Genomic DNA, 21629 nt, shown 5'->3' with positions numbered 1-21629 from the left:
GGTTTCTACGTACTTCATCTACGTACGGTTGTTCTCCAGCAACACTGCCACGCCCCTCCTCATTCCGAGATACCAGGTCCGATCCGCGAGACGAATTCATCCCAGTAGCTGGGCAGCGCCGCAAATGGATCGGTTTGCCCCTTCTCGTCGTCCCGGTCCGTGAAGAAGATCGTGCCCGCGCCCTGCCAGCGGGCGATGCGCATGGCCTCCTCCAGATGGGTCCGCGGAATCCCGTGGACGAAGTGCGCGAAGCGGCTCGGCTCGTACGCCGCCGTCCACTCGGCCACCTGCGACCAGCGGTAGTCCGTCCAGGGCCCCCGGAAGGTGACCAGCTGGTCGGCGGCCTCGGCGTAGCCCGGGTACGGGTGGGTGTCGTGGCCCAGCACCAGCCGCCCGCCCTGCTCGTCCGCGCTGTCGCTGTCCGCCAGGAGCGCCGCGAGGGTGCTGGTGAGCCGGCGGACGGCCGGGAGTTCGGCGCGCCCGGCCGGGCAGCGGTCGAGGAAGAAGCCGCCGACCCGGTACCAGTCGAGGAAGGCCCGGGCGTCGGCGAGCAGCTCGCCGACGGGGCGGACGCCGAAGGCCAGGTCGAGGTGGCCGAGCAGCCTGCCCCCCGCCGCGGCCCGGACCGTGTCGTCCGGGGCATCGCCGCGCAGGGCCCGTTCGCGGGCGTTGCGGAGGCGGCCGGCCGCCTCCAGGCAGTGCGGGTCGGGGCGGGCGCCCGGCCCGTCGTCGATGTTGAGCACCGCCCAGTGCAGCGGGGTGCCGGGGCGGCTGAGCTCCGCCCATTCGGCGGGGGCGAGCAGCGGATGGGCGTAGCCGGGGACACCGAGACCGAACCGCTCGGCGCCGCTGGTCCGCACGGCGGCGCCGGTGCTGGTCAGATACGGCATGCCGCCTCCATCCAGATGTCGGCGAGGGACTCCTCCAGATTGATCCGGGGGCGCCAGCCGAGCCGGTCCCGGGCCGTGCGGACATCCGCCTGCTGCCAGGCGCCGCAGCCGTCCGGGTACGGGGACGGGGTCGCCGAGAGGTGCTCGACGACGGACTCCGCGGAGGCGCGGGGGGCGCCGATGGGGAGCCGGGCGGGGGCCGTGTCCAGCTCGTGGAGCGCGCCCGCGTATCCGGCGACCCGGGCGAGGACCGCCGCCGCGTCGCGCAGCCTTACCGCCCGGCCGGTGCCGATGTTGACGACGCCCTGGGCGGCGGAGAGCGAGGCGGCGTGCACGGCGCGCGCCACGTCCCGTACGTCGACGAAGTCGCGTTGCACGCCGAGGCCGCTGAGCCTGAGTTCGGGATCGCCGCACTGCATGGCGCGGCGCATCGTCTCGGCGAGCCGGCCGAGCGGGGAGCCTGCCGGGGTGCCGGGTCCGACCGGCGAGAAGACCCGCAGGACGACCGCGTCCAGGCCCGAGCCGAGGACGAGCTCGGTGGCGGCGAGCTTGCTGACGCCGTACGGGCCACCGGGCCGGGGCACGGCGTCCTCGGCGGTGGACGAGCCGGGCTGGGAGGGCCCGTACTCGGAGGCACATCCGACCTGGACGAGCCGGGCGCTGCAGCCGCTGCGGCGCATGGCCTCGCAGACCGTGGCGACGGCGACGGTGTTGTGCCGGGTGAGGTCCCGGGCGCCCCCGCGGGTGGCCCCCGCGCAGTTGACGACGACGCCTGGATGGACGGCGTCGAGGAAGCGGGTGAGCGCTCCTGGACTGCCGCCGGCGAGATCGAACCGTACGTCGGCGTCGTCGCCGCGGCCGAGTGCCGTGAGGTGCACGGCGGGGTCGGCGAGCAGGCGGTCGGCGACGAAACGGCCGAGGAATCCGTTGGCTCCGAGCAGCAGAACCCTCATCGCGCGCTCCCTCGGTGCCGACGGCGGGCTGCCGGTGCGGGGGATTGGGGGGTCATGTCCGGTGTCTCCTTGAGGAAGGGGTGTGCGGGACGGGGGCCCGCGGCGTCGGCTCCGCGGGGTTCGGGTGGGCGGGTCCGGCTACGCCGCGGCGTGTGCGGAGGCCCGGGAGAGGGTCACGGATGCGTGGATCAGCAGCCCGAGGGCCGCGATGCCACAGGCGAGCGCGGGTACACCGCCGGTGCCCGCCGCTGCGACGACGGCTCGGACGGGCCGGGCGAGGTGGTCGAGGCCGGGCAGCCGCCCGGCCAGGACCAGGAAGGGGGCGGCCACTTCCACCGCGCAGGCGGCGGCGAGTCCGGTGGCGGCGGGTTCAAAGAAGCCGTGGGCGGCGAGGAGCCGGGCCAGGAAGAGCAGGACACCGAGGGCGGCCGGTGCTACGGGCGCGCCCCCGCCCCCGTAGCCGAGACCTGCGAGGAAGAGGAGGACGGCCAGCGCACACAGGAAGAGCGCGACGATGCCGAGGAGCAGGGGGCGCACTCCGGCGCCGAACTCGGCCAGTACGTGGCTTACGGCCAGCCTGCGGTGCGCCTGGACGGCGAACAGGTGTGCACACCAGGCGGCGGGGGCCACGGCGAGTGCCAGCCCGAGCAGTGGGGCGGGCGCGGCGGTCCAATGTCCGTCGGGGCCGCCGCTGATGACCTGGGCGAGCAGGTCGTCCCCGTACACGGCGTATCCGAGGAGCCAGCAGACGTACGGCGTGACGGTCCCCATGCCTGCCCGCGCGCGCAGCGGGCCGGTGCGGAGACAGAGCCGGAGCCCGAGGAACACGAGCAGTGCCCCGACGGCGGTCACCGCGCACCGGGCCTCTCCGCCGAGCAGCCCCTCGGTGCCCCGGAGCGTCCCGGCGGTGGCGAGACAGGTGGCACCGGGCAGCAGGGCGAGCAGGGTCCATCCGGCCCGCGCCTCGGTGCCGGGTCGCGGTGCCGGCTGCGGGGAGCGGGCCGGAGCGGGCCGGCCGGCACCGGGGACGCGGGCGTGGAGCTCCTCCGCCAGCGAGAAGACGTCGCGGTGCCGGTAGCGGGCGGCCGTCCGGTCGGTGAGCCCGTGCGCCTCCAGGCCCGCCGCGATCTCCAGCGGATCGACGGCCCGTTCGCACAGTTCGCGGTGCCGGTGCATGAGCACCTTCACGGGGTCGGCGGGGCCGCGCCGCGCGGCGGGCCTGCGGGCGGGGTGGTACGCGATCTCGGGGGCGCGCGCGGCAGCGCGCACCGTCAGGGGAACCTGTGCGGACGCCCGGTGCCCTGAGGCCTCGGTCTCCCCCGGACGCTCGTGTGCCACGTCGCCCGGCCGCCACGCCGGAGCCGGGATCCCGGCGGCCGAGGGGGTGAGGGCGGGTGTACCGGGTCGCCTGCCGAGGTCCTGGGTGGGGGCGTCGGCCGGTCCGCCCACGGGGGCTCCGTGTTCGCGGCCGGTCGCATCGTCACGCATCGCCGTCCCCCGCTCCGCGTGCGCCCGCGCACACACCGTCGGCGCCCGAGGCCCAGCTCGGCAGCCGGACGGCGCCGACGGCACGTGGGGGCGGCAGGTGGCCCAGCACATGGGCTTCGGGAGGCGTGGCGAACGGGCGCGGCGGGCCCCCGGGGTCGCCCTCGCCCGTCTCCGCCGCCCACCTGGCCGGGGCGTGCGCCACCAGGTCCAGGTAGATGCCGCGAAATGCCGCGAGGTTCTGTTCGACGGTGAAGAGTTCGAGCGCCCGGGCACGCGCCGCCGCGCCCAGGCGTGCGCGGCGCCCGGGGTCGCGCAAGAGCGCGACACAGGCATCGGCGAGCGCCCGCGGATTGCGTGGGGGCACCACGAGCCCGGTGCCACCGACGACTTCCGCCACGGCGCCCACGTCGGTCGAGACGGTGGCCCGGCCGCAGAACATCGCCTCGACCAGGCTGATGGGGAAGCCCTCGACCACGCTGGACAGGACGACGACACCGCCCGCCGTGTAGGCCTCCGCGAGGTCGGGTCCCCCGGTTCCGCCGATCTCCTCGAAGGTGACCGGGTTGTCGCCGGCCGCGGGCGCGTCGGCGGCCCGGTCGGGGAAGAGCCGGGCGGCGAGCGCTCTGCAGTGGGCGAGGTACCTGTCGCCCTCGCCCCCCCGCGCCGGGGCGCCGAAGATCCGCAGCCGGGCGTCGGCCTGGGACCGGCGCACCTCGGCGAGGGCGTGCAGCAGTGCGATCAGGTCCTTGGCGGGCTCGATGCGCCCGATCCACACGAGCGTGTCCGGACCGCCACCGTCGTCCCTCTCCCCCACCGCCCCGAAGCGCTCCGCCTCCATGCCCGGGTAGACCGTGCGCAGCTTGGCGCGGTCGGCCCCGCAGCGCTCCTGCCACCGGCGCACGTGGGCGTTGCCCGGTGTGATGAGCGTGGCCTGCCGGTACACCTCGGAGGCCAGCCGTCCGTGGAAGTTCGCGAGCAGGGCGCGCACCGGCGCACCGAACGGGGTGTCGGGCGCCGCGAGATAGTGCGCCCGCAGCGGCACCCCGTGCTCCGTCACCAGCAGCGGCACTCCGAAGAAGCGTTTGGCCAGCAGTCCCGGCAGGGCCGCGGCGCCGCCGGAGGCCGCATGGCAGAGATCCACCGCGCCGAGGCCCGACTCGTCGTACCAGTCGAGGGAGAGGGGGCGCAGGGCGCGTTCGAGCTCGGCCGCGAAGGCGAGGTGGTCGGGAACGGTGGCGCTGTGGACGGTCCGCCCGGTGCCGGGGGCGCGGCAGGCCGACTCCACCAGGCGCGCGGTCGCCTCCGAACGCAGGGCGGCGTGCAGGCCACCGCGTTCACGGGCCAGTTCGGCGAGGCCGTAGAGCCCCTCCGTGAAGAGGTCCGCCGCCGCGCGCCCCCGGCCCGCGCCCCCGGAGTCCGTACCCGCGCAGACCGCGCCGAGGAGCGCCGTGACATGCGCGGTGAAGCGCCGCCGGTCACGCCGTCCGTACGAGCGCCCCAGGCCCGTCGCGAGCCGGCTCGGCAGGCCTCTCGGGTACGCTCCGTGCGCGTTGTCCGAGTGCGCCCACAGCGGCGCCGTCCGGACCCGGCCGACCCGGTCGGGGAGCCTGACCCGGCCCTGTTGTTCCTGGTGGGCGGAGCGGCTGAGCGCGAAGAGGTCGAACTCGTGCTGGGGAAGACCGCGCACCAGACGGTCGCACCAGAGCCTGGACTCACCGGTCGCATACGGATAGCCACCGTCCGTGAGGAGTCCGATCCGCACGAGCACACCCCTCGATCTCCCTTGTGGGCAGCCGCCGTTGTTCGGCGACTCGCAGCGGGACGACCGTAAGCGGACACACCCGTGGTGCGACGGACGGTTGTCCGTCGCACCACCGAAAGGGGTGAACCGTCGTAACTTTCCCGCCCCGGTGGCGTTCTGTCGCGATAAGGGCACGGCGATCACGCGGGGGCGGACTGCGGCCAGACGCTTGCGGGCCGTGCTGCGTACCGCGGCGAGCGCCGGGTCGAGCGCCGGAACAGCGGCCAGGAGCTGTTTCGTGCAGGGGGGTCCCGTGGTGATCCGTACACCTCGTCGACCACGCCCTGTTCGACGATCCGGCCCTGCCGCATCACCGCCACCCGGTCACTGACCAGCCGTACGAGCATGCGCCCGAGGGTCGTCCTGCCGCTTCACGCCCGGGCGGGGACTCATGAAGGACCGCGGGGGCCGACGCGCGCTCGAGCAGGCGTCAGCGACAGAGAACGTCGGCTACGCGGTGCCCGGCCACGCCGGACAGCGCCAGCTCAATGGCGGCGCGCCCGGAGGATGCGGGGCTGCGTGACATGCCGAGAGACATGGATGACCTCCCCACGATGTGAACGCGGAATGAGACGTCCGTCTCACGACGCAGACACAGCGCCCTTCCGGCCGATCAACTGCCCGGATACACCCAGGGGTTGGGGCGACACTTGATGCCCTCGATCTCCAGCGTCTTGGTCTGCTGCTGCATCACGGGGGCCAGTGCACCCGGAGTGCGGCAGCTCACATGGTTGTGCCCCAGCCGGTGGCCGACCTCGTGATTGATCAGCATCTGACGGTAGGCCAGCAGTTGGTCGGGGCCGAAGGTCGAGGCACCCTGCGCCCAGCGATAGGCATTGATCATGACGCGGTCGGTGGCGGCGGAATCACAGGAGACGTTGTCCTCCGTGGTGTCCAGGCCGGATTTCTCGCACCAGACCCCGGTGGTGCCGGGACTGGCGAGCGTGATCACGAAAGCGGGTTCGCCGGAGGAGACCCGCTCGAAGGTCATGGCGCCGTTGTGCGCCCAACTGCGGTCGTCGTTGAGCGTCTTGTGCACGGCCTCGGCGAAGAGCCCGGCATCGAGACCGAGACCCTTCTCGACGTCGATCCGATACCTGTACTTCTGCCCCTTGCCCGGAGCCTTCGCCAGCCCGGGAACCGCTTCGAACGACCCGGTCGCCTTGAGGTCCGGAGCGAGCGGATAGGCCTTGGCCATCTTCTGCGCGTACGACAGGGCCCTGACCTCCGGCTGCGGCACCTGGGGCGTCGCGCGTTCCACCGAGCGGGAGGCGTCCTCGGCGTCCTCGCGGTCGACACCCGCGGCCTGCGGGAGGCCTGATGCGCCGGAGTCCCGCGCCACCTGCCCGGCCACCACGACCGCGAGCACCGTGGTCACCGCCGCGGCGGCGATCCCCGTGAAGGTGCGGCCCCTGCCTCCCCTGCCGTCCCGGCCGCCGTCGAGAGCGGCCTGGTCGGACCCGTCGGCCACACCCTCACCCTCGGGACCGGCGGGCGGTGCGGAGCGCGAGGGGGTGGTGTCGAACGCGTCGACGAATTCCCTGCGCGGACCCGGTATCAGCGGAACGCCGCCGGTCTGCGGACCGGACGCAGCACGCCGGTCGGCGGCGCGCTGCGCGGCCTGCTGGGCCGACATCTGCCGCGCCACGGCCTGCCGTGTGGAGGCGTCCCGGGCGGGACCGGCCGGACTCTGCCGGCCGTCGTAGTGCGGCTGCGGGCCGGTCCCCCATCCACCGCCCGGCTCACGCTGTTCCGGATGACCGCCACGCGCCTGCGCAACGTCGTGGAAGGAGGTGTGGCCATCACCCGCGAGCGGAGCGGCGGTATCGCGCCTGCGCCGGCCGTTGCCGGGGCCGGAACGGGCCGCACCGCGTTCACCGCCGGTGACGGCTCCGGCGTCGCGCCCCTTGGCCTCGGCGCCCTTTCGACTGTGTCGTCCCACGCCCTGGATCAGCTCCTGCCGCGTTCGTCGAGCAGATCCCGGAACGCCTGGGCGACCGTTTCCGGGTACTCCATCATCGCCACGTGCCCGGCGTGGGGCAGTGTCAGCAGTCGCGAGTCGCGGAAGGCCGCGGACGCTCTGCGTGCCATCCGGTACGAGACGAGCTGGTCCCGTCCGCCGTACACCAGCAGGGTCGGTGCGAGCACCCGTTCGGCCTGGCGCCACAGCCCGTGCTGTCCGCCCAGTGTGTAGGCATCGACGATGCCCCGTGCCGAGCGTGTCATGGCGTCCCAGAAGTACGGCAGCTCCAGCCGACGCTCCATCTCGGCCACCGCATGACGGAAGGCCTCCTCGGAGATACGTGCCGGATCGCCGTAACAGAGTGCCATGACACCGCGCGTGCGCTGCTCCGCGGTCCACTCCCGGGTGAGCCGGGAGAACAGGGAAGCGACGCCCGGGAGTGCGAGCAGCCCGGTCGGCACGGCGGGCCGCTGCACCCGGATCTCGGGCAGGGCCGGTGAGATCAGCGTCAGGGTCCGCACCAGGTCGGGGCGGACCGCCGCGACCCGGGTGGCAACGGCGCCGCCCAGAGAATTACCGAAAAGGTGAACGGGTCCACACCGCCCCGCGTCGAGCAGCCGGATCACCGCCCGGGCGTGTCCGGTGAGCGAGTAGTTGCCGTCGTCCGGCGGCGGGGAGCTCCCGAAGCCGGGCAGGTCTACGGCCTCGCCGTCGACCACGTCGGCCAGCATCGGCATCAGCGCCGACCAGTTCTGGGAGGAGCCGCCCAGTCCGTGCACGTAGAGGGCCGGGGCGAGCCCGGCCGTCCGCGCGGGGCGGGCGCGCAGCGTCAGCGTGAGGCCCGGCAGCTCGACGGAGCGCAGCTTCTCACCCTCCGCGACGCGGACGGCACTGACCGTGGGCGCCACCGCGGCAGCGGCGGCGCGGATACCGGGCAGCTCGGTCGAAGACATGCGGCAATGTTACGAGACGATCACGCGCTGGTTCATGTGTTCGCGGTCACAGGCCGCATAGCGCCTCCGGAGGGATGCTCCTAGGCTTCAAGAGAAGGAAGGGAGCCACCATGACGGTCGACCCGAGTGACCCGGACACCTTCGAGGACACCGAGGACGTCGAGCCCGAGGAGCGGGACCAGGAGACGCCCGAGGCCGACTCCGCCGAACAGCGCGCGGAGGTCCAGCAGGAGCGCGACGAACCGCTCACGGACATCGACCGGGGCAGGGCCGACGAGGCGGATGCGGCGGAACAGGCGCGTGTCGTGGCACAGGATGAGGACGATTACCGGTAGTGTGCCCCGCTTTGCGCCACCGCTCGGCCCGCCCGCGGCTACCGGAGTCGTCCGGTCCGTGAAATTCTGCGTCCGCGCCGCGCGCACCCGGGTTACTCAAAAGTACGATGGCCCGACGGCGCAGCGTGCACGGTACGACTGTGTTCGATCACGAATTTGGGAGGCGGCGTGACAGCCATCGAGCAGACAGAGGCAGCGCGCCCGCGGGGCACTCGCCTGCCCCGCCGTGCCCGACGCAATCAGCTGCTGGGCGCTGCGCAGGAGGTCTTCGTCGCGCAGGGCTACCACTCCGCCGCGATGGACGACATCGCCGAGCGGGCGGGCGTCAGCAAGCCGGTGCTCTACCAGCACTTCCCCGGCAAGCTCGAGCTCTATCTGGCGCTGCTCGACCAGCACTGCGAGGCGCTGCTCCAGGCGGTCCGCACGGCCCTCGCCTCGACGACGGACAACAAGCTGCGCGTCGCGGCGACGATGGACGCCTACTTCGCGTACGTGCAGGACGAGGGCGGCGCCTTCCGCCTGGTCTTCGAGTCCGACCTGACCAACGAGCCGGCCGTCCGCGAGCGGGTCGACCGGGTCTCGCTGCAGTGCGCGGAAGCCATCTCCGACGTGATCGCGGGTGACACCGGCCTGTCCAAGGAGGAGTCGATGCTGCTCGCGGTCGGTCTCGGCGGCGTCTCCCAGGTGGTGGCGCGCTACTGGCTGTCCAGCCGGTCCGCGATTCCGCGCGACACAGCCGTACAGCTGCTGACCTCGCTCGCGTGGCGGGGCATCGCGGGATTCCCGCTGCACGGCATCGATCAGCACTGATCAGCGGCGTCGGCGTGGACCGGTGCGGCGGGCGGTGTTCGCTGCGGGCGTTGCCGGTCGGCCGGTGGCCGGTCCCTTCACCGGGCTAATGTGTGCTGCGTACGGCGCGGTTCACCGCGCAGAGACGGACCGTCGGAGGGACATAGCCGTGGAGGTCAAGATCGGGGTGCAGCACACGCCCCGGGAGATCGTTCTGGAGAGCGGGCTTTCCGCCGAAGAGGTCGAGAGCGCGGTCGGCGAGGCGCTCAGCGGCAAGGCGCGGCTGCTCAGCCTCACGGACGACAAGGGCCGCAAGGTTCTGGTGCCGGCCGACCGGATCGCGTACGTGGAGATCGGCGAGCCCAGCACCCGGCGGGTGGGGTTCGGCGCGCTGTAGGTCGCGCGGGACGAAGGACATGAGGTGGAGGCCCGGCGGATGTCCGCCGGGCCTCCACCTCTTTTCCACAGGATCTTTCCCCGGAAGGGTTCCCGGTGGTCTGGGGAGGGTTGTGTTCCGCAGGCCCCGGGTAGTAGCGCCTACGACCGAACTGCCCGCCGCGCAATCAAGCGAGGTGACCCTCTGTGCTCTGGGAATCCATCAGCTCCGTCGTGCTCGGACTCGCCCTGTCCTGGCTGGCGCTCCGCACGTTGCCGGGCCGGCTGCCGTCCCACCGCACGGTGCTCGTCACCGGACCGCTCGGCGCCCTGTTCGGGGCGTATCTGACGCATTCGACGCTGGGCTCCGGCCACCCCCTGGCGACGCCGGCCGGTGCCCTGCTGGTCGGGGCCGTGACCCTCTCCCTGCTGGTCCGCCCACGCGGCAGCCGGCCGGTGCGGTCCGCACCGGCCCAGTAGGGCCGCCGGTCAGGCCGCGAGACCGAGTGCGGCCATCCGCTTGGTGTGGGCCTCGGTGATCCTGGAGAACATCCGGCCGACCTCGGCCAGGTCGAAGCCGTCGGCGACTCCGCCCACGAGCATCGTCGACAGGGCGTCGCGGTCGGCGACCACCCGCTGGGCCTGCGAGAGCGCCTCGCCCATCAGCCTGCGCGCCCACAGGGCGAGCCTGCCGCCGACCCGGGGCTCCGCCTCGATGGCGGCGCGCACCTTCTCGACCGCGAAGTTCCCGTGTCCGGTGTCGTCGAGCACGGCGAGGACGAGGGAACGGGTGTCGGTGTCGAGGCGGGCCGCGATCTCGCGGTAGAAGTCACTGGCGATCGAATCGCCGACGTACGCCTTGACCAGACCCTCCAGCCAGTCCGAGGGCGCGGTCTGCCGGTGGAAGTCGTCCAGCGCCTTGCCGAAGGGCTCCATGGCCGCGGTCGGCTCCTCCTCGATCGCGGTCAGCCGGTCGGTCAGCGTCTCGAAATGATGGAATTCGGCGGACGCCATCTTTGCCAGTGCCGCCTTGTCACCGAGTGTCGGCGCGAGTTTCGCATCCTCGGCGAGCCGCTCGAAGGCCGCCAGTTCCCCGTAGGCGAGTGCCCCGAGCAGATCCACGACCGCCGCACGGTACTGCGGCTCGGCGGACGCGGTCACCCAGTCCTGGGCGGCGATTCCGGTGGGTGCGGGCGCTTCGTCGGTTGCTTCGTTGGCGTTGTCAGGCGTCTCCATGGAGCGCAGAATAGCCCGCCTGCGGGAGGGTGGAAGTGCGCCGCCGGCCGGAGACATCACACCGTTCCGATGAATTCGCCCGACACACATGCGCGGATCCGGGGTACAGTGGTATTGCGCTTACTGAGCATTTTCTTGTGCCAGGAGCGCGCCCTTGAATGAGGATGCCCGGTCGGTGGCCCGATCGGCTCCGACCCGACAGCCCTCCACGCGGTGTGTGCGACAGGCACGACCCGCAGATGAGGGGCCCCCTCAGCGGCACGAGCGCTCGAGCGTCGGCAGTGGTCCCGCGCCACCCGGCCCATCCACGGCCGGATGACCAACCCCGGCACGGTACGACCCCCAGCGTTCGCCTCGGGCCGCGTCTCACAGAAGAGGCAGCACCCTGACTACGTTCCGCGACCTCGGAATCCTTACCGAGACGGCCGAAGCCCTCGAGGCGGTCGGCATCATGTCCCCGTTCCCCATCCAGGAGATGACGCTCCCCGTGGCGCTCTCCGGCTCCGACGTCATCGGCCAGGCCAAGACCGGCACCGGCAAGACGCTCGGCTTCGGTCTGCCGCTCCTGGAGCGTGTGACCGTGCCCGCCGACGTCGAGGCGGGCCGGGCCGCGCCCGACAAGCTGACGGACGCGCCGCAGGCCCTGATCGTCGTTCCCACGCGCGAGCTGTGCCAGCAGGTCACCAACGACCTGCTCACCGCCGGCAAGGTCCGTAACGTCCGGGTTCTCGCGATCTACGGCGGCCGCGCCTACGAGCCCCAGGTCGAGGCCCTCAAGAAGGGCGTCGACGTGATCGTCGGCACCCCGGGCCGTCTGCTCGACCTGGCGGGCCAGCGCAAGCTCGACCTCTCGCACATCCGCGTCCTCGTCCTGGACGAGGCCGACGAGATGCTGGACCTGGGCTTCCTGCCCGACGTCGAGCGCATCATCACCATGCTGCCGCCGAAGCGGCAGACGATGCTGTTCTCGGCGACCATGCCGGGTGCCGTCATCAGTCTGGCGCGCCGCTACATGTCGCAGCCGACCCACATCAACGCCACCTCGCCCGACGACGAGGGCACGACCGTCAAGAACACGGCGCAGTACGTCTACCGCGCCCACTCGATGGACAAGCCCGAGATGGTCTCGCGCATCCTGCAGGCCGAGGGCCGCGGGCTCGCGATGATCTTCTGCCGTACGAAGCGGACGGCGGCCGACATCGCCGAGCAGCTGGAGAAGCGCGGCTTCGCGTCCGGCGCGGTCCACGGCGACCTGGGCCAGGGCGCCCGCGAGCAGGCGTTGCGTGCCTTCCGCAACGGCAAGGTGGACGTCCTCGTCTGCACCGATGTCGCCGCACGCGGCATCGATGTCGAGGGTGTGACCCATGTCATCAACTACCAGTCGCCGGAGGACGAGAAGACGTACCTCCACCGCATCGGCCGTACCGGCCGCGCGGGGGCCAAGGGCATCGCGATCACGCTGGTCGACTGGGACGACATCCCGCGCTGGCAGCTGATCAACAAGGCCCTGGACCTGAAGTTCCCGGACCCGCCCGAGACGTACTCCACGTCCCCGCACCTGTACGAGGAACTCAGCATCCCGGCCGGCACCAAGGGTGTCCTGCCGCGCGTCGAGCGGACCCGTGCGGGCCTGCGCGCGGAGGAGATCGAGGACCTCGGCGAGACGGGCGGCCGCGGCCGCAAGTCCGCCGCGCCCGCTGCGGCACCCCGTGAGGAGCGTCCGCCGCGCACGCCGCGTCAGCGTCGTCGTACGCGGGGCGGCGGCACCCTCGAAGAGTCCGCCCCGACGGTGCCCGCACCGTCCACCGAGGCACCGTCCACCGAGGCAGCGGGTGACGAGACGGTGGAGCCGCGTACCCCGCGTCGCCGCCGCCGTACCCGCGCCGCGGCGCCCGAGGGCGTCGCGGAGGCCGCCGTGGCCGTGGCCGAGGCTCCGGTCGAGGCCGTGGCCGAGGCTCCGGCCGCACCCGTGGCCGAGGCGGAGCCGGTGGCCGAGGCGAAGCCGCGCCGCCGCCGGGCCCGCGCCACGACTGTGAAGCCGCTCGTCGAGACGGTGGCTCCGGCCCCGGCCGCCGAGCCGGTGGTCGACTTCCAGACCGTGGCCGTCGCCGCACCGGTGGCGGAGCCCGTGGTCACCAGGCCGCGCCGCCGGACCCGGGTGATCAAGCCGGCCGACGAGGTCGACTTCCAGATCGCGCCGGTGTCCGAGCCCGCGGTCGAGACCAAGCAGCACCGCCGGCCCCGCGCCGCCGCCAAGCCGAAGACCGAAGCGGTGGCTTCGGTGGCCGCCTCCCCGGCAGCCGCCGAGGACGCCACGGAGACCAAGCCGCGCCGACGCCGGCCGCGCGCCGCCACCGTGAAGGCGGAGCCCGCCGCGGGGTCCGAGGCCCTCACGGCCGAGGACGCGGCCGTCACGAAGCCGCGCCGCCGCCGGGCCCGCGCCACGACGGCCGCCGAGGCGACCGAGGCCTGATCCGGCCGCAGCACCGCGCCTACGGCCCCGGTACCCGCGCTGCGGGGACCGGGGCCGTACGCCTGCCCGGGCACGGTCCGGTCCCCGGCGATAGCCTCACCCCATGAGCCGGCCGCCCACCTTCACCCCGCCCCCCTGTGCCCATGCGCGCGTGCTGCGCACCGAGCGCGGCGACTTCGCCGTGCTGGATGCGGCACCGCCGGCCGGGGCGCACTCCACCGCCCTCCTGCTGCCCGGGTACACGGGCAGCAAGGAGGACTTCATCGCGATGCTCGAACCCCTGGCCGCCGCCGGCTTCCGGGTGATCTCCGTCGACGGTCGCGGTCAGTACGAATCTGAGGGGACGGACCGTCAGGAGTCTTACGCACAGGTCGAGTTGGCCCGTGACGTACTGGCCCAGGCCGCAGCGCTCGACCGCACCGGCGGACCTGGGGGGATCCATCTGCTCGGGCACTCGCTGGGCGGCCAGATCGCCCGCGCCGCGATGCTGCTCGACGCCGGGCCGTTCCGTTCGCTGACCCTGATGTCGTCCGGCCCCGCCGAGATCACCACCGACCAGCAGAAGAAGGCGCAGCTGCTCGGCGACGCCCTGACCCGCTGGACCATGGCCGAGGTCTGGGAGGCCATGCGCGCCCTGGACCCGCCCGAGGACGCCGACACCGGCGACGGCGAGGATCTGCGCCGCCGCTGGATGCGCCACGATCCGGCGCAGCTGATCGCCACCGGAGCCCAGCTGTCGGCCGAGCCCGACCGGGTGGCGGAGCTCGCCGCGCTGTCCCTCCCCGTCCACGTGGTGTCGGGCGAGAGCGACGACGTCTGGCCCGTGCCCCTGCTGGACGACATGGCCCGGCGCCTGGGGGCCCGCCGCACCGTGATCGAGGGAGCCGAGCACTCCCCCAACACGGCCCGGCCGCTGGAGACGGCGGCAGCCCTCGTCTCGTTCTGGACCGGCCTGTGATCCCTCCGGCTCAGAACTGCGCCTGCAGGTGCTGCCAGAAGCCGTCGCGCAGTGCGCGGCGCAGCGGGGCGTGGCCACGCAGCGAGTGCTGGAGCAGGCGTTCGGCCTCGACCAGGAGGTCCTGGTCGACGGAGCCCGGCAGGTAGGGATGCCCGGGCAGCAGGTCGGCGAGCGATTCACGGCCGCGCGAGGAGAGCCAGGTGCCGGCGATCTGCGCGCCGACGAAGCGGACGTCCTCGCGCGCCGGGGCCGGGCCGTCGTCCTCGTACATCGTGACGGAGCGACGGGTCACGTAGGGACGGCAGAAGTCGAGGTCGAAGGTGCGCTGGCTGTCGACCTCCCAGAGCAGCGGCTCGGCCTGGTTGCGCCCCTCGCCGGCCTCGATGCCCCAGAGGTGGACACGGGCACCGTAACCCTGTGCGGCCTCGACGGCCGACACCAGGTCCTCGTCGCCGCCGACGAGTGCCGCGTCGCTGATGGCCCGGTGCCGGGCGAGCGATTCCAGGTCCGTGCGGATGAGTGAGTCGACGCCCTTCTGCTGGTTGTTGGCGTTGAGGTTGCCGAGCCTGACCTTGACGTCGGGAAGCTCGGCGATGGACTGCTGCTCGACCGTGTGGATCCGGCGTCTGGCCCCGTCGTACCAGTAGACCCGCAGCAGCCTGCTGTCCGCGAAGATCGTGCGGGCCTTGTCGATGAAGGCCTCGATCAGCCCTTCCGCGTCGAGGTCGAAGGACCGGCGGTCCTCGGTGCCGGTGACGAGCAGTCCGGCCGCGGCGTACACATAGCCCGCGTCCACGAAGATCGCGTGCGTGGAGGGGGTCTTCGACACCTCGGCGAGGACGCGCTGGAGCAGCTCGTTGGTGCGGTCCAGCTGTTCCCGGATGCCCGGTCCTTCGTCCGGCTGTGCGTCCGCGTGATTCATACGGTCCTCATTGTCTGCGCATGCTCCGTTACCGACGGGTACTTAGACATCCAAAAAATTTCCTTAGCGTAGGGAATGTTCTCGGAGGGCAAGCCGTTGTATCCCTTGTGGAGCACGAGGCGCGACGCCTTGTGCTCCCCGACCTTTTCGGACGGCCAGCCCGTCCTCCCAGTAGTTCTCCAGCAGGAGGATCAGACGAAGGGAAGCCGCATGCGCTTCGAGATCATGCGACTCGACGATGTCGACGGTACCGCCGTGGACAGCACCGTCGTGGACGCCGCCTCCGTCAACCGGATCGTGCAGCAGGCCGCCTCCATGGGCCAGCGCATCTACATCCGGCCGACCGACGCGTCTGCTTCGTGACGCCTTACATCGCTTCGCGCCGCTGAAGACGATGCGCCCCCGCACGGAAGCTCCGTGCGGGGGCGTTGTGCTGTCCGGGCGTCAGGCGCCCTGGACGACCTGGGTGACCCCGTTGATGATCTGCTGGACGGCGATGGCCGAGAGCATCATTCCGGCGAGGCGGGTCACCAGCACCACACCGCCGTCCCTGATCACGCGGATGATCAGCAGCGAGTACCGCATGGCAAGCCAGAGCACGAGGTGCATGACCAGGATCGCCGACCAGACCGCGACCTGACCGCTGACACCGTCGGCGTTCTGCACCGCCAGGATGACCGAGACGATCGCACCCGGTCCGGCGAGCAGCGGCATGCCCAGCGGTACGAGGGCCACGTTGACGTCCTTGGTCTGCGTCGGCTCGTCCGTCTTGCCGGTGAGCAGGTCCAGCGCGATCAGCAGCAGGAGGAGTCCGCCCGCGATCATCAGCGCGGGTACGGAGACGTGCAGGTAGTCCAGGATCTGCTGACCGAGCAGGCCGAAGACGGCGATCACGCCGAAGGCGACGGCGACCGCCTGAAGGGCCATCCTGCGCTGCACCTTGGCGGGGCGGCCCGCGGTGAGGGCGAGGAAGATCGGGGTGATTCCGGGCGGATCCATGATCACGAAAAGGGTGAGGAAGAGGGATCCGAAGACAGCGACGTCGAACACAGTGAGCCTTGCGAGAGAAGAGCGGGCCGAACAGGGAGGCGCGCGGGCCGTCGGCCACGACGGCGCCATGCGCAGGACCGCGCCGGGGATGGTGCGGGAGGGGGAATCGCGTGCGGGAAGCGCGTTACGCGGGGCGTGCTCCGCCGGCGCCCGGCACGGGGAAGGCTCCCGTGGCTCGCCGGGTGATCTCGCCGTAGATCTCGGGGTCGGTGGTGAATTCCCCGAGCCGGACGGTCTTGCGGCTCCCGTGGTAGTCGCTCGACCCGGTGGGCAGCAGTCCCAGCTCGGCCGCGAGCCCGCGCAGCCGGGCCCTGGTGGGCTCGTCGTGGTCCATGTGGTCGATCTCGATGCCGTCGAGGCCTGCGGCGGCCAGGCGCGCGATCACGGCCTCGGGGACCACTTCGCCGCGCTTGACGGCGAGGGGGTGCGCGAAGACGGTGACGCCGCCCGCGGCCTTGACCAGCCGGACCGCCTCGAACGGGTCGAGTTCGTGCTTCTCGGCGTAGGCGCGGCCGCCGTCCGCGAGCCAGTCGGGGGTGAAGGCGTCGGAGACCGAGCCGACGACCCCCAGCTCCACGAGCGCGGTGGCGATGTGCGGCCGGCCGACCGACCCGTCCCCGGCGATCCGCGCGACCTGCTCCCAGGTGACCGGGACGCCGAGCTCCTGGAGCTTGCGCACCATCGTCCGCGCGCGCGGCACCCGGTCGTCCCGGACCAGCTCGCGCTCGCGGGCCAGTTCGGGCTCCGAGGGGTCGAAGAGATAGGCCAGCATGTGCAGGCCGACGCCGTCGATGCGGCAGGAGAGCTCGGCGCCCGTGACGAGGGTCAGGCCCCCGGGGAGGGCGGCGACCGCTTCCGCGTGGCCGCGCACGGTGTCGTGATCCGTGAGGGCGACGACGTCCAGGCCCGCCGCGGCGGCGTTGGCCACCAGCTCGGCGGGGGTGTCCGTACCGTCCGACGCGGTGGAGTGGGTGTGCAGATCGATGCGCACGACGCGGACTCCAGTGCTGGCGGACGGACAGGGGACGCTCAAGGATAACCGGCGGGCGCCGGGGTCCCCGGCCCCCGTCGCCCCGCACACTCCGCCGCCACCGTCCGCCCCGTCCGTACGGCCGCTTCCTCGCCCGGTCAGGGCGTCGTGAGCAGCCGGGGCGTGAGCGCCCCGCACGGCAGGAGGTCCACCTCCGCGCCGGCCTCGCGCAGATCGGTCAGCACCAGTTCGTCGTACATCAGGAGTCCGGACTGCTCGGGCCAGACGATCGCCCAGAGCCACAGTCCGCGCGCCTCGCCCGCGAAGACCGCCCGGTCGTCCGGGGCGTCCTTGACGTGCCAGAGCGGCGTGGGCCGCCCGGCGGCGAGCACCTTGGCGTCCGGCACCCCGCCGGCGCACAGACGGGAGCCGGGGTCCGGGCCGTCGATGCCGGCGTAGCGCGCACCGAGCCCCACGCCGAGTTCCTCCGCGACGAGCAGCAGCTCGCCCATGCCTCCGAGCGGTCCGGGTCCGGAACAGGTGACAGCGGTCGCCCGGCCGCCGCTGCGGTCGTCGCCCGCGTACGCCGCGCCCGTGAACAGCCAGCCCACCGGGAGCGGCCAGGGCATCCACACCGGCACTCTGGCCCGGTGCACCACCACACCGAGCGCCTCGACGCTGGGCGGGATCACCGGCTGCACCGGGTGGACCTGGCCGTGCACGGAGCACTGCCAGGCATCGGCGAAAAGACCGGGCGCCCTGACCCGGCCACCGCACTTCGGGCAACTGGGTTCGCCCCTCATACCCCCCAACGGTCCTCTCCGGGCGTCGTGCCGTCAAGGACGATCACCCGTCCGCAGCGCGGCGCCCCCGCGGGCCGGCTCAGTCGAGGGGTACGGAGGAGCGCAGCGGGTCCCGCAGATCGGTCCCCTGCGACAGCCAGCGCTCCTGGAGTTCCTGGGCTCCCCTGACCCGCTTCCAGGCAGCCTCGTTGTGCGTCATCGGCAGGAGCGGCAGGAAGCGCACCGGTTCCATCGGGGCCTCCAGCTCCAGGTCCTCGACGAGGCCGCCGGGCTCGGCGACCAGCACGGAGCTGAACGGCGCCCCGGACCAGAGCGGCCGGCCGAGGTCCAGGGACGCCCCGGGGGTGACGATCAGCCCCTCGACCTGCGGGGAGGCGGCCAGTACGGCGAGCGGCCTGAGCACCTCGTCGGTGGCGGCGAGCCCCACCCGTACGGACAGGACCAGTTCCGCCCGCGGGCCCTTCACCGGGTCGGCGAGCGGCGAGGTGGGATCGGCCATCGGCTGGGCGGACATGCCCAGCGTGGCGTAGCGCACCACATCGCCGTCGATGAAGCGGAGCACCTCGATGCGGTCCGTGCCGAGGAACGTCACACCGGCGCGCGCGTCCGGTTCCCCCAGGGCCGTGCGGAGCCGGGCCTCGACCAGATCAAGAATTTCTCCCATGCCGCGAGCATAGAACGCGTCTCCAACGGGCAAAAAAACCGTTTGACCCCGAGTCGGCTGATAGCGTGGGCCGCCCGTCGGGACAGCACGCCAAGCGTCGCTCTCAGGCCCGACAACACGTGATCCCCCACGGGGGACCGGCCGGAGGAGGTGGGGCTGCGGTGGATCCAAGTCGACCGTGCAGTACCGACCGCCCTTCCGCGCGACGCCGTCCTTCCGTGATCTGACGCCCTCCCAGAGCGTATTCGCGGCAGTTCGCGCACCGGAAGAGCCCCTCGTTTTTGCCTGTCTGTAGCGAACGCCGTCATCGCGCACGCGTGGTGCCGCCCGCTTTGCGGACGTGAGCGCACGTCCCCGTTCCGGGCTGTTCCACGCCCCGCCGACGGCCCTCCGTGAAGGAGCCAGCCATGTCGATGATCCGCGACCTGCGCGCCGCCGTGCGCCCGTCCCTGCGCAAGAGCAGCATCCCGTACAACAGCTACGACACCACCCGTGACCCGACCGTCTCCAGCGCCGTCGTCGACTGCGCGGTCTACCGGGACGGGAGCCGGCTCGCGGCCGACGCCTGCCAGACCCCGCACGAGGCGATGCTGCGCGTGCGCGAGGACGGCGGCTTCGCCTGGATCGGCCTGCACGAGCCGACCGAGGAGGAATTCGCCGGTATCGCAAGGGAGTTCGGCCTCCACCCACTCGCCGTCGAGGACGCCGTCCACGCCCACCAGCGGCCCAAGCTGGAGCGGTACGACGACACGCTGTTCACCGTCTTCAAGACGATCCACTACGTCGAGCACACCGAGCTGACCGCCACCAGCGAGGTGGTGGAGACGGGTGAGGTGATGTGCTTCACCGGACGGGACTTCGTCATCACCGTCCGGCACGGCGGGCAGGGCTCGCTCCGCGCCCTGCGCCACCGGCTCCAGGACGACCCCGAACTGCTCGCCAAGGGGCCCTCCGCCGTACTGCACTCGATCGCCGACCATGTCGTCGACGGCTACATCGCGGTGGCGGCCTCCGTGCAGGACGACATCGACGAGGTGGAGATCGATGTGTTCTCCACCCCGGCGAAGGGCAGTCCGCGCGGTTCGGACGCGGGGCGGATCTACCAGCTGAAGCGCGAGGTGCTGCAGTTCAAGCGCGCCGTCTCACCGCTGCTGCGGCCGATGCAGCTGCTGAGCGAGCGCCCCATGCGGCTGATCGACCCCGACATCCAGAAGTACTTCCGTGATGTGGCCGACCACCTGGCCCGGGTGCACGAAGAGGTCATCGGATTCGACGAGTTGCTGAACTCGATTCTCCAGGCCAACCTGGCGCAGGCGACCGTCACGCAGAACGAGGACATGCGCAAGATCACGTCCTGGGCAGCCATCATCGCCGTGCCGACGATGATCTGCGGCGTCTACGGCATGAACTTCAGGCACATGCCGGAGCTGCGGTGGACCTACGGCTATCCGATGGTGCTGGGCGTCATCGGCGTCGTCTGTTTCTCCATCCACCGCATTCTCAAGCGCAACGGCTGGCTCTAATAGAGTGCGGACATGACTGCTGCTGACGTGTCGCTGGGCCGGGCTCTCGTCGAGGAGGCCACCAAGAAGTCCGGCCTGATCTGGGTGCGGGGCTCCGGCCCGGCGCGGGCGCTGTGGCACGTGTGGCACGAGGGCGCCGCCCTGCTCGTCGGCGACGGCCCCGGGGAGCAGCCGCTGTCCGCCGGGCTGGACGCGGGCGGCACCGCCGAGGTGACGGTGCGCAGCAAGGACAAGGGCGGCCGGCTCGTCGCCTGGACCGCCGCCGTCGCCGTCCTGGAGCCGCACTCCGCGGAGTGGGAGGCCGCCGTCGCCGAGCTCAGGGGCAAGCGGCTGAACGCACCGGACGCCGAGCGGATGACCGAGCGCTGGGCACGTGAGTGCCGGGTCGTACGGCTGACGCCCGGCACGTCCCGTACGGAGCTGCCGGAGACCTCGCTGGCCGCGGCGCCGCTGCCCACCGGGGCGACCACGCGCCGCCCCGCGCCCGCCGCGCTCCCCCGGCTGCTGTGGAAGCGCCGCGGGAAGAAGTGACGGGCTCTTCCGTCAGCCGGAGGACTTGGGCAGCTGGCCGCCGTAGTCGACGGTGTCGTCCTCGGGCGGCGGCTCCAGCGTGAAGGCCTCGCCCCAGTCGGCGAGGGTGACGGTGCCGCCTCCCCCGCCGCGGGCCACCCGCAGAGGGTAGGGCGTGCCCTTCAGGGAGACGTCGAGTGCGCCGCCCTCACCCTTTCCACCCATGATCTGCACGGTGCGGACCCCGCCGATCGTGTCCCGGTCACCCTTGTTGATCTTGCCGTGCAGGGTCAGCATCCCGTCGAGCAGAGTCTTCTTCTCGGTGAAGCCGCGCAGCTGCTTGTAGGTGGGGTCGTCCTCGGGGACCTTCACGTACTTGCCCTGGAGCTTGTCGGCGGCGGCCCGGTCGCTCTCGTCGCCCCCGCCGGCCGTGCCCTCCGCGTCGTCCGCGTCATGGCTCCAGAAGCCCGCGTCGGCCTTGAGGAAGAGCTCGTCACCGATCCGCAGCAGCTCGAACGTGCTCTGCTCCGAGGTGACCGATCCGGTGCCGCCATCGACGCTGAGCTGCATGTTCAGGGTGTACGTGCCGCCCTTGCCGACCAGTTTGCCCGTCAGTCGCACCGCGTCGGAGGCGTCCGCGGCGGCCCGTGCCTTCTTGTCGATCTGCGCCGCGGTCAGCTTGCCGACGCCATTGGTCCCCTTGTCCGGGTCCTCCTCGGCACAGGCCGTGAGCGCGACGGTCAGCCCCGCGCAGAGCACGACGGCGAGAGCGGTCCGGCGACGGGCGCGGACGGCCGGGGCGGAAGAGGTCACGGGCGCACTGCCTCTCGTCTGTGTGTCGGGGGGTGGCAGACGGCAGCGTACCCGTGCCGCGTACGCCTTTCGGCAGAGCACTGTACGGACGGACCGCCGGGGCGGCACGGAGCGGTACGGGCTAGCCTGATCTCGGCGAAGGAGGATGTCCTGGGACAAG

Annotated in this window: 22 protein-coding genes and 1 pseudogene; 9 read left to right on the top strand and 14 right to left on the bottom strand. The window is 72.3% G+C overall.

Translation table 11 applies throughout. The features are described from left to right. Positions 1 to 59 precede the first annotated feature (59 nt). The 7 genes and pseudogenes from AB0F38_RS05345 to AB0F38_RS05315 all read right to left on the bottom strand — a co-directional run bounded on the left by AB0F38_RS05345 (position 60) and on the right by AB0F38_RS05315 (position 8048). Complete coding sequence (locus tag AB0F38_RS05345; RefSeq protein WP_361886989.1) at positions 60 to 890, bottom strand: spherulation-specific family 4 protein; 831 nt, start codon at positions 888 to 890, stop codon at positions 60 to 62. Then, positions 878 to 1843, bottom strand: a complete 966-nt coding sequence (locus AB0F38_RS05340) for an NAD-dependent epimerase/dehydratase family protein (protein ID WP_361886986.1) — start codon at positions 1841 to 1843, stop codon at positions 878 to 880. The genes AB0F38_RS05345 and AB0F38_RS05340 overlap by 13 nt, the downstream gene beginning before the upstream one ends. A 138-nt stretch (positions 1844 to 1981) precedes the next feature. Next, positions 1982 to 3331 carry a hypothetical protein gene (locus AB0F38_RS05335; protein WP_361886983.1) on the bottom strand — a complete coding sequence of 450 codons (1350 nt, stop codon included), beginning with the start codon at positions 3329 to 3331 and terminating at the stop codon, positions 1982 to 1984. Next, positions 3324 to 5093: a DUF3492 domain-containing protein gene (locus tag AB0F38_RS05330; RefSeq protein ID WP_361887885.1), complete on the bottom strand. Its 1770-nt coding sequence runs from the start codon at positions 5091 to 5093 to the stop codon at positions 3324 to 3326. Before AB0F38_RS05330 ends, AB0F38_RS05335 begins: the two co-directional genes overlap by 8 nt. A 198-nt stretch (positions 5094 to 5291) precedes the next feature. Beyond that, positions 5292 to 5473: pseudogene (locus tag AB0F38_RS05325) on the bottom strand (ABC transporter ATP-binding protein); the annotation flags it as partial. 272 nt (positions 5474 to 5745) lie between these two features. Next, the gene (locus AB0F38_RS05320) at positions 5746 to 7074 is read right to left on the bottom strand and encodes a DUF3152 domain-containing protein (RefSeq protein WP_361886980.1); all 1329 of its coding nucleotides are present in this window, start codon (positions 7072 to 7074) and stop codon (positions 5746 to 5748) included. An 8-nt stretch (positions 7075 to 7082) separates the two neighbouring features. Next, complete coding sequence (locus AB0F38_RS05315) at positions 7083 to 8048, bottom strand: alpha/beta hydrolase (RefSeq protein WP_361886977.1); 966 nt, start codon at positions 8046 to 8048, stop codon at positions 7083 to 7085. A 110-nt stretch (positions 8049 to 8158) separates the two neighbouring features. On the opposite strand from AB0F38_RS05315, the gene AB0F38_RS05310 reads away from it, so the two are divergent. From AB0F38_RS05310 to AB0F38_RS05295, 4 genes are all read left to right on the top strand, one after another. Next, complete coding sequence (locus AB0F38_RS05310) at positions 8159 to 8383, top strand: hypothetical protein (RefSeq protein WP_361886975.1); 225 nt, start codon at positions 8159 to 8161, stop codon at positions 8381 to 8383. A 168-nt stretch (positions 8384 to 8551) separates the two neighbouring features. Then, complete coding sequence (locus AB0F38_RS05305) at positions 8552 to 9193, top strand: TetR/AcrR family transcriptional regulator (RefSeq protein WP_056793996.1); 642 nt, start codon at positions 8552 to 8554, stop codon at positions 9191 to 9193. A gap of 148 nt (positions 9194 to 9341) precedes the next feature. Beyond that, entirely contained in the window at positions 9342 to 9569 is a 228-nt protein-coding gene (locus tag AB0F38_RS05300) for a DUF3107 domain-containing protein (RefSeq protein ID WP_361886972.1), read from the top strand. A 185-nt stretch (positions 9570 to 9754) separates the two neighbouring features. Continuing rightward, positions 9755 to 10027 carry a hypothetical protein gene (locus AB0F38_RS05295; protein WP_361886969.1) on the top strand — a complete coding sequence of 91 codons (273 nt, stop codon included), beginning with the start codon at positions 9755 to 9757 and terminating at the stop codon, positions 10025 to 10027. A gap of 9 nt (positions 10028 to 10036) precedes the next feature. Here the strand turns inward: AB0F38_RS05295 and AB0F38_RS05290 are convergent, their stop codons facing one another. Next, positions 10037 to 10783: a ferritin-like fold-containing protein gene (locus AB0F38_RS05290; protein ID WP_361886966.1), complete on the bottom strand. Its 747-nt coding sequence runs from the start codon at positions 10781 to 10783 to the stop codon at positions 10037 to 10039. A gap of 451 nt (positions 10784 to 11234) precedes the next feature. On the opposite strand from AB0F38_RS05290, the gene AB0F38_RS05285 reads away from it, so the two are divergent. Continuing rightward, positions 11235 to 13256 (top strand): DEAD/DEAH box helicase, encoded by a 2022-nt coding sequence (locus tag AB0F38_RS05285; protein WP_361886963.1) that lies wholly within the window; start codon positions 11235 to 11237, stop codon positions 13254 to 13256. Positions 13257 to 13359: 103 nt separating this feature from the next. Beyond that, a complete protein-coding gene (locus tag AB0F38_RS05280) occupies positions 13360 to 14214 on the top strand; it encodes an alpha/beta fold hydrolase (RefSeq protein WP_361886960.1) in 855 nt (284 codons plus the stop codon). Between the two features lie 10 nt (positions 14215 to 14224). On the opposite strand, the gene AB0F38_RS05275 is transcribed toward AB0F38_RS05280, so the two are convergent. After that, positions 14225 to 15136, bottom strand: a complete 912-nt coding sequence (locus AB0F38_RS05275) for an NYN domain-containing protein (protein ID WP_361886957.1) — start codon at positions 15134 to 15136, stop codon at positions 14225 to 14227. Positions 15137 to 15346: 210 nt separating this feature from the next. Here AB0F38_RS05275 and AB0F38_RS05270 point away from each other — a divergent pair, with 210 nt between their 5' ends. Beyond that, entirely contained in the window at positions 15347 to 15499 is a 153-nt protein-coding gene (locus tag AB0F38_RS05270; protein ID WP_361886954.1) for a hypothetical protein, read from the top strand. An 81-nt stretch (positions 15500 to 15580) separates the two neighbouring features. Here the strand turns inward: AB0F38_RS05270 and AB0F38_RS05265 are convergent, their stop codons facing one another. The 4 genes from AB0F38_RS05265 to AB0F38_RS05250 form a co-directional block, all read right to left on the bottom strand. Next, a complete protein-coding gene (locus AB0F38_RS05265; protein ID WP_361886951.1) occupies positions 15581 to 16186 on the bottom strand; it encodes a MarC family protein in 606 nt (201 codons plus the stop codon). Positions 16187 to 16310: 124 nt separating this feature from the next. Continuing rightward, positions 16311 to 17177: a PHP domain-containing protein gene (locus AB0F38_RS05260; protein ID WP_361886948.1), complete on the bottom strand. Its 867-nt coding sequence runs from the start codon at positions 17175 to 17177 to the stop codon at positions 16311 to 16313. Positions 17178 to 17314: 137 nt separating this feature from the next. Then, positions 17315 to 17959, bottom strand: coding sequence for a DUF6758 family protein (locus AB0F38_RS05255; protein WP_361886946.1), 645 nt, complete (start codon positions 17957 to 17959; stop codon positions 17315 to 17317). Between the two features lie 79 nt (positions 17960 to 18038). Next, positions 18039 to 18623: a suppressor of fused domain protein gene (locus AB0F38_RS05250; RefSeq protein WP_361886943.1), complete on the bottom strand. Its 585-nt coding sequence runs from the start codon at positions 18621 to 18623 to the stop codon at positions 18039 to 18041. 407 nt (positions 18624 to 19030) lie between these two features. Here AB0F38_RS05250 and AB0F38_RS05245 point away from each other — a divergent pair, with 407 nt between their 5' ends. Then, positions 19031 to 20146 carry a magnesium and cobalt transport protein CorA gene (locus tag AB0F38_RS05245; RefSeq protein ID WP_361886940.1) on the top strand — a complete coding sequence of 372 codons (1116 nt, stop codon included), beginning with the start codon at positions 19031 to 19033 and terminating at the stop codon, positions 20144 to 20146. 12 nt (positions 20147 to 20158) lie between these two features. Continuing rightward, a complete protein-coding gene (locus tag AB0F38_RS05240) occupies positions 20159 to 20677 on the top strand; it encodes a hypothetical protein (protein ID WP_361886937.1) in 519 nt (172 codons plus the stop codon). A gap of 12 nt (positions 20678 to 20689) precedes the next feature. On the opposite strand, the gene AB0F38_RS05235 is transcribed toward AB0F38_RS05240, so the two are convergent. After that, the gene (locus tag AB0F38_RS05235; RefSeq protein WP_361886934.1) at positions 20690 to 21469 is read right to left on the bottom strand and encodes a hypothetical protein; all 780 of its coding nucleotides are present in this window, start codon (positions 21467 to 21469) and stop codon (positions 20690 to 20692) included. Between the last annotated feature and the right edge of the window lie 160 nt (positions 21470 to 21629).

Origin of the sequence: Streptomyces sp. NPDC025273, from assembly GCF_040638585.1 — a bacterium.
GTDB classification, from domain to species: domain Bacteria; phylum Actinomycetota; class Actinomycetes; order Streptomycetales; family Streptomycetaceae; genus Streptomyces; species Streptomyces cinereorectus.
The sequence above is the reverse complement of the archived record's forward strand: the minus strand, read 5'-3'. Positions and strand labels throughout refer to the sequence as shown.

Excerpts from the sequence above, each read along its gene's own strand:
- AB0F38_RS05345 (WP_361886989.1), bottom strand. The coding sequence starts at position 890 with ATGCCGTATCTGACCAGCACCGGCGCCGCCGTGCGGACCAGCGGCGCC.
- AB0F38_RS05340 (WP_361886986.1), bottom strand. The coding sequence starts at position 1,843 with ATGAGGGTTCTGCTGCTCGGAGCCAACGGATTCCTCGGCCGTTTCGTC.
- AB0F38_RS05335 (WP_361886983.1), bottom strand. The coding sequence starts at position 3,331 with ATGCGTGACGATGCGACCGGCCGCGAACACGGAGCCCCCGTGGGCGGA.
- AB0F38_RS05315 (WP_361886977.1), bottom strand. The coding sequence starts at position 8,048 with ATGTCTTCGACCGAGCTGCCCGGTATCCGCGCCGCCGCTGCCGCGGTG.
- AB0F38_RS05310 (WP_361886975.1), top strand. The coding sequence starts at position 8,159 with ATGACGGTCGACCCGAGTGACCCGGACACCTTCGAGGACACCGAGGAC.
- AB0F38_RS05290 (WP_361886966.1), bottom strand. The coding sequence starts at position 10,783 with ATGGAGACGCCTGACAACGCCAACGAAGCAACCGACGAAGCGCCCGCA.
- AB0F38_RS05285 (WP_361886963.1), top strand. The coding sequence starts at position 11,235 with ATGTCCCCGTTCCCCATCCAGGAGATGACGCTCCCCGTGGCGCTCTCC.
- AB0F38_RS05280 (WP_361886960.1), top strand. The coding sequence starts at position 13,360 with ATGAGCCGGCCGCCCACCTTCACCCCGCCCCCCTGTGCCCATGCGCGC.
- AB0F38_RS05275 (WP_361886957.1), bottom strand. The coding sequence starts at position 15,136 with ATGAATCACGCGGACGCACAGCCGGACGAAGGACCGGGCATCCGGGAA.
- AB0F38_RS05270 (WP_361886954.1), top strand. The coding sequence starts at position 15,347 with ATGCGCTTCGAGATCATGCGACTCGACGATGTCGACGGTACCGCCGTG.
- AB0F38_RS05255 (WP_361886946.1), bottom strand. The coding sequence starts at position 17,959 with ATGAGGGGCGAACCCAGTTGCCCGAAGTGCGGTGGCCGGGTCAGGGCG.
- AB0F38_RS05250 (WP_361886943.1), bottom strand. The coding sequence starts at position 18,623 with ATGGGAGAAATTCTTGATCTGGTCGAGGCCCGGCTCCGCACGGCCCTG.
- AB0F38_RS05245 (WP_361886940.1), top strand. The coding sequence starts at position 19,031 with ATGTCGATGATCCGCGACCTGCGCGCCGCCGTGCGCCCGTCCCTGCGC.
- AB0F38_RS05240 (WP_361886937.1), top strand. The coding sequence starts at position 20,159 with ATGACTGCTGCTGACGTGTCGCTGGGCCGGGCTCTCGTCGAGGAGGCC.